The 12,481-nt window shown below is 63.4% G+C and carries 11 protein-coding genes; all 11 read left to right on the plus strand.

Going from position 1 to position 12,481, the window contains the following annotated elements:
- Positions 1 to 11: 11 nt before the first annotated feature.
- Genes trpA through E4656_RS02950 form a run of 11 tightly spaced genes read left to right on the plus strand, consistent with a single transcriptional unit; the run spans position 12 to position 12,394 of the window.
- The gene (trpA, locus tag E4656_RS02900; RefSeq protein WP_135481019.1) at positions 12 to 821 is read left to right on the plus strand and encodes a tryptophan synthase subunit alpha; all 810 of its coding nucleotides are present in this window, start codon (positions 12 to 14) and stop codon (positions 819 to 821) included.
- Between the two features lie 43 nt (positions 822 to 864).
- Positions 865 to 1,728: an acetyl-CoA carboxylase, carboxyltransferase subunit beta gene (gene accD, locus E4656_RS02905; RefSeq protein WP_135481021.1), complete on the plus strand. Its 864-nt coding sequence runs from the start codon at positions 865 to 867 to the stop codon at positions 1,726 to 1,728.
- Positions 1,718 to 2,971 carry a bifunctional folylpolyglutamate synthase/dihydrofolate synthase gene (locus E4656_RS02910; RefSeq protein WP_135481023.1) on the plus strand — a complete coding sequence of 418 codons (1,254 nt, stop codon included), beginning with the start codon at positions 1,718 to 1,720 and terminating at the stop codon, positions 2,969 to 2,971. The genes accD and E4656_RS02910 overlap by 11 nt, the downstream gene beginning before the upstream one ends.
- Position 2,972: 1 nt before the next feature.
- Entirely contained in the window at positions 2,973 to 3,506 is a 534-nt protein-coding gene (locus E4656_RS02915; protein ID WP_135481025.1) for an SPOR domain-containing protein, read from the plus strand.
- A 56-nt stretch (positions 3,507 to 3,562) separates the two neighbouring features.
- Positions 3,563 to 4,051, plus strand: a complete 489-nt coding sequence (locus E4656_RS02920; protein WP_135481026.1) for a CvpA family protein — start codon at positions 3,563 to 3,565, stop codon at positions 4,049 to 4,051.
- A gap of 25 nt (positions 4,052 to 4,076) precedes the next feature.
- Positions 4,077 to 5,594, plus strand: a complete 1,518-nt coding sequence (gene purF, locus E4656_RS02925) for an amidophosphoribosyltransferase (RefSeq protein ID WP_135481028.1) — start codon at positions 4,077 to 4,079, stop codon at positions 5,592 to 5,594.
- A gap of 25 nt (positions 5,595 to 5,619) precedes the next feature.
- A complete protein-coding gene (locus tag E4656_RS02930) occupies positions 5,620 to 6,798 on the plus strand; it encodes an O-succinylhomoserine sulfhydrylase (RefSeq protein WP_205849077.1) in 1,179 nt (392 codons plus the stop codon).
- A gap of 30 nt (positions 6,799 to 6,828) precedes the next feature.
- Entirely contained in the window at positions 6,829 to 7,734 is a 906-nt protein-coding gene (locus E4656_RS02935) for an AAA family ATPase (protein ID WP_240753884.1), read from the plus strand.
- A gap of 1 nt (position 7,735) precedes the next feature.
- Entirely contained in the window at positions 7,736 to 8,734 is a 999-nt protein-coding gene (locus tag E4656_RS02940) for a DUF58 domain-containing protein (protein ID WP_135481032.1), read from the plus strand.
- Entirely contained in the window at positions 8,731 to 10,836 is a 2,106-nt protein-coding gene (locus E4656_RS02945) for a transglutaminase TgpA family protein (RefSeq protein ID WP_167855908.1), read from the plus strand. Before E4656_RS02940 ends, E4656_RS02945 begins: the two co-directional genes overlap by 4 nt.
- Positions 10,772 to 12,394 carry a diguanylate cyclase gene (locus tag E4656_RS02950; protein ID WP_167855909.1) on the plus strand — a complete coding sequence of 541 codons (1,623 nt, stop codon included), beginning with the start codon at positions 10,772 to 10,774 and terminating at the stop codon, positions 12,392 to 12,394. The genes E4656_RS02945 and E4656_RS02950 overlap by 65 nt, the downstream gene beginning before the upstream one ends.
- Positions 12,395 to 12,481: the final 87 nt, after the last annotated feature.

Consider the following 12,481-nt stretch of genomic DNA (forward strand, 5'->3'; position numbering starts at 1 on the left):
GGAGTATCCACATGAGCAGATTGCAGAACACACTTGCCGAACTCAAGGCGGCCGGTCGGGCGGCGCTGATCCCCTACATCACGGCCGGGGACCCGGATATCGATACCACCCTGGACCTGATGCACGAGCTGGTCGCTGCCGGGGCCGACGTGATCGAACTGGGGGTGCCGTTTTCCGACCCCATGGCGGATGGTCCGACCATCCAACTGGCCTATGAGCGGGCACTGAAACATGGCGTCGGCCTGCGCGATGTGCTGGCTCTGGTGGCCCGCTTCCGCGCGCGCGACAACCGCACGCCCGTGGTGCTGATGGGTTACATGAATCCGATCGAGTACATGGGCTACGAGACCTTCGTGAATGCTTCCGTCGAGGCCGGCATTGACGGCGTGCTGGTGGTGGATCTGCCGCCGGAGGAGTGCGAGACGCTGACTGGCATGCTGCACGAGCGTGAACTGGACACCATCTTCCTGCTTACACCGACCACGTCCGACGAGCGCGCCCGCGCCATCTGTGCGCACAGCAGCGGCTATGTCTACTATGTGTCGATCAAGGGTGTCACCGGCGCCAACACGCTGGATGTGGACAATGTAAAGCATCATGTGGAGCGCCTGCGCCAGGCCACCGAGCTGCCCATTGCCGTTGGTTTCGGCATCAAGACCGCAGCCGATGCCGCCGCCGTCAGCCGGGTTGCCGATGGCGTCATTGTCGGGTCGGCACTGGTGAACATCATCGCCCAGGCGGCGGACAGACCTGCTGTTGAAATTACCTCACAAGTGTCTGCGCTGCTGTCAGATATGCGCAATGGTATGGATGCCGCATAATCTGCGCTATCATGCCGTGATCAGGAACAGACAGGAGTGATCAATGAGTAGCTGGCTGGACAAACTGGTCCCTTCCATCATTCGGTCCGAGAGCCGCGCCAAGGCCAATGTCCCGGAGGGTGTCTGGGACAAGTGCGGCAATTGTGGCGCGGTACTGTACCGGCCCGAGCTGGAAAAAAACCTGAATGTCTGTCCCAAATGCGAACACCACATGACCCTCTCCGCGACGCAGCGGATCGCATTTTTTCTGGACCCGGACGGACAGGTGGAAGTGGCCGCAGATGTGGAGCCGGTGGATCGCCTGAAGTTCAAGGACTCCAAGCGCTACAAGGATCGCCTGGTGGCCGCCCAGAAAACCACCGGGCAGAAAGACGCCCTCAAGGTTGTCAAGGGTACCGTGGAACAGGTGCCGGTGGTTGTGGCCGCCTTTGACTTCACCTTCATGGGGGGCTCGATGGGCTCGGTAGTGGGCGAGAAATTCGTCCGTGCCGTCAATGTCTGTCTGGAGCACAAGCTGCCGCTGGTCTGCTTTCCCACCTCCGGCGGCGCCCGCATGCAGGAAGCCCTGTTCTCCCTGATGCAGATGGCCAAGACTGCGGCCGCCATCGAGAAGATGCAGCAGGAGCGCCTGCCGTTCATCTCCTGCATGGTCGACCCCTGTTATGGCGGTGTGTCGGCCAGTCTGGCCATGCTGGGTGACCTGAACATGGCCGAGCCCGGCGCGCGCATCGGCTTTGCCGGCCCGCGAGTGATCGAACAGACCGTACGTCAGACCCTGCCGGAAGGCTTTCAGCGCAGCGAGTTCCTGCTCGAACACGGGGCGCTGGATATGGTCGTCGCACGCCAGGACCTGCGGCCGGTGATTTCCCGACAACTGCGGAAGATGATGCATCTGAATGCCGCCTGAAGACTGGCACAACAGCCCCCGCACCCTGGACGCCTGGTTGCAGCGGCTGGAAACACTGCACCCCAAAGACATCGACCTTGGACTGGACCGCATTCGTGCGGTCTGGTCACGTCTGGGCCATGACTTTTCCGCTACGCGTATCGTCACTGTCGCCGGCACCAACGGCAAGGGTTCCACGGCCACGCTCGCAGCCGAGCTGTTGCGCGCCCACGGCTGGACGGTCGGCCTCTATACCTCCCCGCATTTTCTGCATTTTACCGAGCGGGTCGTGATCAACGGCCAGCCCGTGAGCGCTGCGGCCATGGTCGATGCCCTGGCCCGGGTCGAGCAGGTCAGGGCAGAGGTATCGCTGACCTACTTCGAATTCACCACGCTGGCCGCCTTTGATCTGTTTGCCCGCGCCGGTCTGCAGGCACTGGTGCTGGAAGTTGGTCTGGGCGGACGCCTGGATGCGGTCAATATTCTGGCTGCCGATTGCGCCGTGGTAACCACCATCGGCCTGGATCATACCGACTGGCTGGGTGACACCCTGGCTGCCATAGCGCGCGAAAAGGCCGGCATAGCGCGCGCCGGCAAGCCGCTGCTGGTGGGCGCCGACCAGGTGCCCGAGGTATTCACCGCGGTGGCTGCCGAGGTGGGCGCGCAGTTGCGCTTTGTCAGCGTGCCGACGCTGACGTCCGCTGGCAGCTGGCACACCACGGCCGAGCTGGGACTGGGGCAGACGCCATTCAGCTTGCCGGCGCTGCCGCTGCCGTCGGCCAATCTGGCGCTGGAGGTGCTGGCCGAGCTGGGGGTGACCTGTGACCCCGAGCGGGTCCGTCAGGTCTTTGCTGCCACCCGGATGCCCGGTCGCCTGCAACACATACGCTGGCGCGAGACTGACATCTGGCTCGATGTGGCGCACAATCCGCAGGCGGCAGCCTGGGTTGCCGGCCGACTGCGTATGGAGGCACCGCGCTGGACGATAATTTTGGGTATGCTCGGCGACAAGGATGCAAACGCTGTAGTACAATCCCTCGCGATTCTGAACCCGCAGTGGTCGCTGGTCAGCCTGGATGCAGGCACGCGTTCTCAGAGCGCCGAGGCACTGCAACAGCGCAGTGGTCTGGCTGCCACTGAGGTGGCCTGCTACGACAGCCTGACAGCGGCACTGCATGACGCGGCGGAGGCAGGGCATCCGGTGCTGGTCTGTGGATCCTTCTACACCGTGGCCGCTGCTCTGGCCTGCCTGCAAACGGATTGACATGGATTCAGCCCTGAAGAAAAGACTGATTGGCGCTCTGGTACTCTGTGTATTGCTGCTGCTGTTGTTGCCGGTTCTGTTTTCCGGCCAGGGCCGCCTGCCGGAAGCCCGCATTACCGATATACCGCAGGCGCCCGTGCTGAGTGAAGCACCGGTGCTGGAACCCGAGCAGCGGGCGCGGCCCGAACCGGAGCAGGTGGAAGAGATTCTGGCCCCGTCGCCGCCGGTGGAGGCGGAGCCGGAAGCAGAGCCGCCGGCAGCCGCCGAATACGAAACCGATGACGCCGGGCAGATCCAGGCCTGGAGTGTGCAGATGGGCAGCTTCCGTGATGCGGCCAATGCCCGCCGTTTGCTGAACAGCCTGCGCGAGGCCGGTCACGAAGCCTACACCCGGGAAAGTCTGCTGTCTGATGGCAGTACGCTGACCCAGGTCATGGTGGGGCCAGACCGGGACTATGAAGCGGTACAGGCCCTCAAGGACGAGCTGTCGGATACCTTTGACGTGCCGGCCCTGGTCGTGCGGTTTCAACCCTGAACAAAGAACCTGACCGGTCTTTTGCCGGTACACAGGAGCAGCCGAGATAGTTTGACATGGTGGTAGTGGACTGGATCATTCTGGTTGTGGTGGTAGTATCCGCCCTGATCAGCCTGAAGCGGGGGTTCGTCAAGGAACTGCTGAGCCTGGCCAGCTGGGTGGCCGCGCTGGCCATCGCTGTCCTGTTCAGCGAGCGCCTGGCCGGCCTGCTGACCGGTCTTATTGCCACCGAAAGCTGGCGTCTGGCTGCCGCCTTTACCATCCTGTTCATCCTGACGCTGATTGTCGGTGCCATGGTCAATCACCTGATCGGTGAACTGGTCCGCATGACCGGCCTGTCCGGTCTCGACCGGACGCTGGGTGTGGTGTTCGGTCTGCTGCGCGGCATCATCATTGTGGTAGCGCTGCTGGCCGTGGCGCGCCTGTTCGCCCTCGACGGTACCTGGCAGGGTTCCCTGCTGGTGCCCTGGCTCGATCCGCTGGTCAACTGGACCGGCGCCTATGTACACAGTGCGTCCGAGCGCGTCTTCGACGTTCGACGCTAGTCAGCCCCCGGAGAGTAGCCTTAATATGTGCGGTATTGTCGGAATATACGGATACGGGCCAGTCAACCAGTCATTGTATGACGCCATGACGGTCCTGCAGCACAGAGGCCAGGACGCCGCCGGAATCATCACCGAGCAGCAGGGCAAGTTCTACCTGCGCAAGAGCAACGGCCTGGTGCGTGACGTGTTCCGCACCCGCCATATGCAGCGCCTGATTGGTCACAAGGGCATCGGCCATGTGCGCTATCCCACTGCCGGCACCTCCAGTTCCTCGGAAAGTCAGCCCTTCTACGTCAATTCACCCTACGGCATCGTGCTGGCCCACAACGGCAATCTCACCAATGCTGATGCCCTGGCGCCCAGCCTGTTCAAGAGCGATCTGCGCCACATCAATACCACCTCGGATTCGGAAGTGCTGCTCAATGCGCTGGCCCATGAGCTGCAGAAGCGGGGCAAACTGGAGCCGACACCCGACGACATCTTTGCCGCTGTCACCGGGGTTCACGAGCGCTGCAAGGGGGCCTATGTGGCCGTGGCCATGATCTCCGGGCACGGCATGGTGGCCTTCCGTGACCCGCACGGTATTCGACCGGCCGTGTTCGGCCAGCGCACCCTGGCCGATGGCCGGGTGGAATACATGGTGGCGTCGGAAAGCGTGGCGCTGGATGCCATCGGCTTCGAGCTGATCGATGATATCCAGCCGGGCGAGGCCATCTATGTCGACAACGAGGGCAGTCTGCATCGCTATCAGTGTGTGCCGGCTCGTGAGTTGTCGCCCTGCATTTTCGAGTATGTCTACTTTGCCCGGCCGGATTCCATCATCGACGGCATCTCGGTCTACAAGGCCCGTCTGCGGATGGGTGAAGTGCTGGCGCGCAAGATTCAGCGCACCTGGGCGGATCACGACATCGATGTGGTCATCCCCATTCCGGATACCAGCCGCACCTCGGCGCTGGAGCTGGCCAATGAGCTTGGAGTCAAGTTCCGCGAAGGCTTTATCAAGAACCGCTATATCGGCCGCACCTTCATCATGCCGGGCCAGCAGCAGCGCCGCAAATCGGTCAAGCAGAAGCTGAACCCGATCAGCCTGGAGTTCAAGGGCAAGAATGTGCTGCTGGTGGACGATTCCATCGTGCGCGGCACCACCTGTGAGCAGATCATCGAGATGGCGCGGGATGCCGGTGCCAATCGGGTGTATTTTGCCTCTGCCGCCCCGCCCATACGGCACCCCAATGTGTACGGCATCGATATGCCGGCGGTGAGCGAACTGATTGCCGCCGGGCGCACCGAAACCGAGGTGGAGACGGCCATCGGTGCCGACCGCCTGATCTATCAGGATCTGGAAGACCTGATCCAGGCCACCCAGACCAGCAAGGCCGATGTGCGCCGCTTCGAGTGCTCGGTCTTCAACGGCAACTATGTCACCGGTGATGTGGATACGGACTATCTGCAGCGGCTGGAAAACCGCCGCAACGACAAGACGCGTCAGAACAAGGACCCGGTCGATGACTCGGGCCTGATTGACCTGCATAATGACTACTGACTCAGGAACAAAAGGGGAACAGGCCATGAACTGGCAGGACAAGGGGCCCGCCACGGCCGCAATCCGGGCTGGTGAGCCGCGTTCAGCGCAGGGAGAGCACTCGGAAGCGCTCTATCTTACCTCCAGTTTCGTGTTCGAATCGGCCGCCCAGGCCGCCGCGCGCTTTGCTGGCGACGAGCCGGGCAATGTCTATGCCCGCTATACCAACCCGACCGTATCCACCTTCGAGCAGCGCCTGGCGCTGATGGAAGGCACCGAAGCGGCCGTCGGCACCAGTTCCGGCATGGCGGCCATACTCAGCACCTGCATGGCGCTGCTGCAGCAGGGCGATCATATCATTGCCTCGCGCAATATCTTCGGTTCGACCACGGTGCTGTTCAACAAGTATCTGGGCCGTTTCGGGGTGGATGTCACCTATGTCGACCTGACCGACCTGGACGCCTGGGCCGCCGCCTTTACGCCGCGCACCCGCTTGCTGTTCGCCGAAACCCCGTCCAACCCGCTGAATGATGTGGTCGACATTCGCCAACTGGCCGATCTGGCGCATGCCCATGATGCCTGGCTGGCCATCGACAACTGCTTCTGTACCCCCATTCTGCAGCGGCCCGCCGAATACGGGGCCGATCTGGTGATTCATTCGGCCACCAAGTTCATCGACGGCCAGGGCCGGGCCATGGGCGGTGCCGTCTGCGGCCGGCAGGAACAGATTGAGGAAGTCGTGGGTTTTCTGCGTTCGGCAGGGCCCACCATGAGCCCTTTCAATGCATGGGTTTTCCTGAAGGGGCTGGAAACCCTGCAGGTGCGCATGCGGGCGCACAGCGAGCACGCCATGCAACTGGCGCGCTGGCTGCAACAGCATTCGATGGTGGAAACCGTGCATTACTGCGGCCTGCCGGAACACCCGGGCCATGCGCTGGCCAGCCGCCAGCAGTCCGGCTTTGGCGGAGTGCTGTCATTCGTGGTCCGAGGTGGGCAGCCGGCGGCCTGGCACGTTATTGATGCGACCCAGTTCCTTTCCATCACGGCCAATCTCGGTGATGCTAAGACCACCATTACACACCCGGCGACAACCACCCACGGACGGCTGTCAGATGAAGACAAGGTAGCGGCCGGTATCGAGCCCGGATTGATCCGGGTCGCCGTAGGGCTGGAAGATCCGGAAGATATTCAACAGGATCTGGCACGAGGACTGGACTCTCTCTGAGGTCGGTCGCTCGGCCTGCGGGAGCCTATCTTGAAGCTCGAACATACCCTGGAAGAAGCCGCGCGCATGGTGCGCGGCAAACCACGGCAATTGCGCCTGGCCCTGGCTACGGTGCTGGCACGCGGGCATCTGCTGATTGAAGATGTGCCCGGTGTCGGCAAGACCACCCTCAGTCATACCCTGGCCCGAGTGCTGGGACTGAGCTATCGACGCATTCAGTTCACCTCTGATCTGGTGCCGGCCGATGTGCTGGGCGGCGCCGTGTACAGCCCCGAAAGCCGCACCTTCTCCATCGTCAAGGGCCCCATCTTTGCGCAGGTGGTATTGGCCGATGAACTCAACCGGGCCTCGCCCAAGGCGCAGTCGGCCTTGCTGGAGGCCATGGAAGAAGAACAGGTGAGCCTGGAAGGCGAAACGCATCCGTTGCCACAGCCCTTTCTGGTCATGGCCACGCAGAACCCCATGGACATGGCCGGTACCCATGCCTTGCCGGAATCTCAGCTTGACCGCTTTCTGGTGTCGATGAGCATGGGTTATCCCGATGCCGACATCGAACGCGAACTGCTGGCCGGGCAGGCCAGCCGTCTGTCCTATGCAGACATTCGACCCATGCTGTCGGCAGAGTATCTGCTGGACCTGCAGGACCAGGTGCGGCGCATTCATCTCAGCGCGCCGCTGCTCGATTACCTGCAACGGCTGATTCTGGCCACCCGCGAGCACCCCGATATCCGCCTCGGGCTGTCTCCGCGCGCGGCGCTGGGTCTGACCCGCATGGCCCAGGCCTGGGCACTGCTGGCGGGGCGCGACTATGTGCAGCCCGATGACGTGCAGGAAGTGTTCGTGTCGGTAGCACAGCATCGGCTGCAGGCCCGGCAGGGCAATGCCGGCACCCTGATCGCCGAGCAAACCCTGGCCGAAACTCCCATCGGAGCCTGACATGGGCATGCTGCGCGATGCCACCGAAGCCACGCTGGAGCGCTGGATTCGGACCCGCACGCCACCCCGAACCCGTATCCGGCTGGGCCAGCGGCAGATATTCATCATTCCCAATCGCTACGGCATGGGCCTGCTGTTGCTGGTGCTGCTGCTGTTCGTGATGGGCACCAACTATCAGAACAATCTGGTGCTGGCACTGGCCTTCTGGCTGGTTGCTCTCTTTGTGCTGTCCATTCATCTGACCTACCTGAATCTGTCGGGCCTGCAACTGCAGGCCGGTCACAGTGCTTCGGGCTTTGTGGGAGCACCCATGCAGCATGCGGTGCATCTGCACAGCCAGCGGCCCCGCTACGGCCTGCTGGTGTCCGGTGACGAACAGCCGGAGCGCTGGCTGGACGAGCTGGCAGCGCAGGAACATGTGCAACTGAGCGTGCAGACCACCCCGCAGCAGCGGGGCCTGCAGCCGGCACCGCGGCTGCGTGTGGAAACCCGCTTTCCGTTTGGCTGGATCACCGCCTGGACCTACTGGCTGCCGGATCAGCAGGGCATTGCCTGGCCGGTGCCGGTGGACCATGGTGCCCAGCGGACCGCGACTGAAGACCCGGAGGCACAGCAGACCACCGCCTGGCGCAATGACCCGGAAGCGCTGGATGATGTGCGCGAATACAGCCCGGGTGATCCGCAGCGGCGGATTCTGTGGCGGCACTATGCCCGCCGTGGCGTACTGGCGGTCAAGGCACCGCCACCGGCCGGCGGTGAAACCCGCCATCTCGACAGCCGTCAGGTCGTCGATCTGGATCGCGAATCCGGTCTGCAGCAGCTCTGCTGGTGGGTACTGGAATGCGATGCTGCCGGCACGGACTGGTCTCTGCGGCTGCCGGACTACTGGCTGCCGCCCGGGCGGGGCGAGCATCAGCGCCTGCAGGGACTGGATGCGCTGGCGCTGAGCGGGTCGGCGCCAGCGCACCGGTCTGGCAAGAAGAAAGAGGCAGCAACATGACTGAAGCGCGGATCTGGCGGCGCGGGCCGCAACTGAGTGCACCCCAGTGGCAGCGTGTGCTGACGCTGTTGCTGGTGGTGCAGTTCATGCTGATGCCGCCGGTGCTGATGATGCTGCCCGCCTGGTTGGTGCTGATTCCTGTGGTCACCGGCAGTTGGCAATGGCAGGTGCTGCGCGGCCGCTGGCGGCCGCCGGGGCGGGCGGTGCGCTGGTCGCTGGTGCTGGCGCTGCCGCTGTTGCTGGTGTTGGGCGGCATGCACCCCGGCGCACTGGACTTCTATGTCGCCCTGGCTTTTATCGGGGTGGCGCTCAAGCTGTTCGAAATGCGCACCTACCGGGATGCCTGGCTGGTCAGCCTGATGGCCTTCTTCGTGTTTGCCACCCTGTTGCTGCTCGACCAGGGGATCTTCTATAGCCTCTATGTCTTTCTCGGCGTGTCCTTCTGCCTGGCGGCACTGGCGCGGCTGCATGCACCGCGCGGCATCAGCCTGCTGGGGGCCTGGCGCACCAGTGCCCGGGCCGTACTGATAGCCGTGCCCTTTATGCTGCTGCTGTTTGTGGCCTTTCCCCGCCTGCCCCCCATCTGGCAGATGCCAATGGCTTCCGAGCAGGCGCGCACCGGCCTGTCCGATACCCTGAGTACCGGCGGTATTGCCCAACTGGCGCAGAGCAATGAACTGATCTTTCGAGCCCGTTTCGACGGCGCGGCTCCGCCCCAATCCGAACTGTACTGGCGCGCCATGACACTCAATCACTTCGACGGCACACGCTGGACCCAGTGGTCCGGGTCCGGCCCGACGGCGGACCTGCTGCAGGGGGAGCCGCCGGCACCGGCCGCAGCGGCCGAACAGTGGTCCTACGAGATGATACTGGCGCCCACCGCCCAGCCCTGGGTGGCAACGCTGGAACACCTGACCACCTATCAGGCTGCAGATGCCCGCTGGGCCGTGGACAACCGTCTGGTCTGGCGCGAAAACCTGCGCCGTCCGACCGGTCTCACCGCGCGTTCGGCACGCACCGTGGCGCAGGCGGATGAGTTGCCGACAGGGGTGCGCCAGGCAGCGCTGCAGATGCCGTCTGCCGGTAATCCGCAGTTGCGGTCACAGGCTGCCGACTGGTATGCCGAAGCCGACAGCGACCTGGCGATGGCTGAACGCATCATGGATTTCTTTGCCGATGAGGATTTCCGCTACACCCTGCAACCTGGTACCTATGGCGGTGCCGACGGCATAGACGAGTTCCTGTTCGACCGCCGCCTCGGGTTCTGTGCCCACTATGCGGAAGCCATGGTGCTGATGTTGCGCAGCGTCGACATACCGGCGCGCCTGGTCACCGGCTACATGGGCGGCCAGTGGCGTGAGGATGGCAGCTATGTGGTGGTCAGGGCGCGCGAGGCCCATGCCTGGGTGGAAACCTGGATAGAAGGGCAGGGCTGGGTTCGCTTTGACCCCACCGGCGTCGTGGCCCCGGATCGTCTCACCGGTTCGCTCAGTGATGCCCTGACCGACGACGACCAGGCCACTGCCTCCGACAACTGGGGCGACACCACAGCCCCGGGCTGGCTGCAGCGCCTGTACTGGCAATGGGACAGTGCTCAGTACGGCTGGCAGCGCTGGGTGCTGAATTTCGATGCCGATGATCAGTCTTCATTGCTGGAGGACTGGTTTGGCGACCCGGCGCCGGGAGTCTGGCTGTCCTGGATCGGCGGCGGACTGATTTTCATTTTTGTGACGTGGTACGGTGTCCAATATTTGACCGGTCGTGCTAGGCTATGGGGCGCTTCCCGGCTGGAAATGCTCGGTCGTCGTCATTGTCGGCGCCAGTGGCCGGAGTTGCCGCCCAACGAAGGATTGACTCAATGGGCCCGGCGCCTGCACAACCGCTCTCCCGAGTTCGCTGACCAACTGAGTGCGTTTGCCGAGGCGGTGCTGGCGGCCCGTTATGGTCCTCCGGCCGGGCAAAAACAGCAGCGTCGGCTGGCCCGTCAACGGCTGCAGACGCTGCGCAGGCTGCGGGCCCCCAGAGCCCGGGAGACTGATGAGCACCGACAACAAGAAGATCAGGGAACTGCAACAGCACTTCAGTCGTCGCGTGATCAGTGACGCCAGACTGGTGGTGGATCAGTGGTACCAGCTGCATCGACAGCGCTGGCAGAAAGCCTGGTTTCAGACTCTGCAGGATCGGGTAGAGCGGCTGCTGAAGTCCGCCCGACGCTATGAACGCAAGGACATGGAAGCTCGTGTCGAACCGCTGTTGGCCCTGCTGCACCAGTGTGACGAAGCGCGCCCGCCAGGCAGTGAAATGCTGGCTGAACTGGCGGACCACATCGGGCATCTGGGCAAGCTGGCAATCAGGCAGCAGGATCACACCCTGCCCGGGCTGGCGGCCTTTGCCCAGCCGGAAGTCTATGTCGCCATTGAACAGGTTGACCTGGCGGCGGACATGCAGCATCAGCTTGAATCCTTCGGCATCAGTACGGCCCTGACCCCGGACCAGGAATCACTGCAGGAAGCGCGCGCCTGGCGACGGCCTCTGGGCATCCTGATCGATGTCAACTTTCGCCGTCCCGGCGGCGGTTTCGACCTGATCGAGGCCATTCAGTCCGAGGTTGCAGAGCCCATCTCCGTCATCTTCTTTCATCAGGGCCCACCCGATATGGAAACCCGGCTGCGCGCCATGCGTGCTGGCGGCAAGGGCTTTGTGGATGTGGACAGCAGCCTGCTGCGCGTGGTGGAACAGCTGGAACGCGAGAGCCGGGTCAGCATGCCGGAGCTGTATCGGGTGCTGGTGGTGGATGATTCGCGTACCCAGGCTCAGCACGCCGCCCAGACCCTCAACAGTGCCGGCATGATCACCCGTATTCTGGCCGACCCGCTGGCGCTGCTCAGTGCCGTTGACGAGTTCGAGCCCGACATCATCCTGATGGACATGTACATGCCGCGCTGCAATGGTGTCGAACTGGCTACCGTAATGCGGCAACAGCCGCGCTATGACCGGTTGCCAATCATCTTCCTGTCCGCCGAGGAAGACATGGCCAAGCAGATGGATGCCTTGGCCGAAGGCGGCGATGACTTCCTGACCAAACCCGTGCACCCGTCGTTGCTGATCGCGACCGTGCAGCACCGGTGCAAGCGCAATCGGGCCATGCGCTTCTGGATGGAGCGCGACGCGCTGACCGGGCTGTTTGATCATACCCATCTGCTGCAACGGCTGGACCAGGAAGCGAACCGGGCTGCACGCCAGCAGACCCCGCTGTCCTTTGCCATGCTGGATCTGGACAAGTTCAAGGCCGTCAACGACACCTGGGGTCACGCCGCCGGGGACCGGGTGCTGAAGAACCTGTCGCTGCTGCTGCGCCAGCGTCTGCGCAAGACCGACGTGATCGGTCGCTACGGGGGTGAGGAATTTGCCGTCATCATGCCGGAGACCGAAGCCGGTGATGCCTTCGTGGTGCTGTCCGACCTGCTGGAAGCCTTTGGCCGCGTGCGGCACCCGGTGTCCGATGCCAGCGGGCGTCGCTTTATCCATTGCAGTTTCAGTGGTGGCCTGGCGCAGCTCGATACCGATGAGACGCCGGCCGAGCTGGCGGTGCGGGCCGATCAGGCGCTGTATCAGGCCAAGGCCGATGGCCGCTCCCGGCTCTGCATTCTGAACCCCTGACCTCAAAGCACACCCCTGCAACAGCGGTAGCGTTCGGGCGCCTGCCTCCTTATAATCGCGGGTTCCGAAATTCTTCGAACCTGACAA

This window comes from Natronospirillum operosum, assembly GCF_004768465.1.
GTDB classification, from domain to species: Bacteria; Pseudomonadota; Gammaproteobacteria; order Pseudomonadales; family Natronospirillaceae; genus Natronospirillum; species Natronospirillum operosum.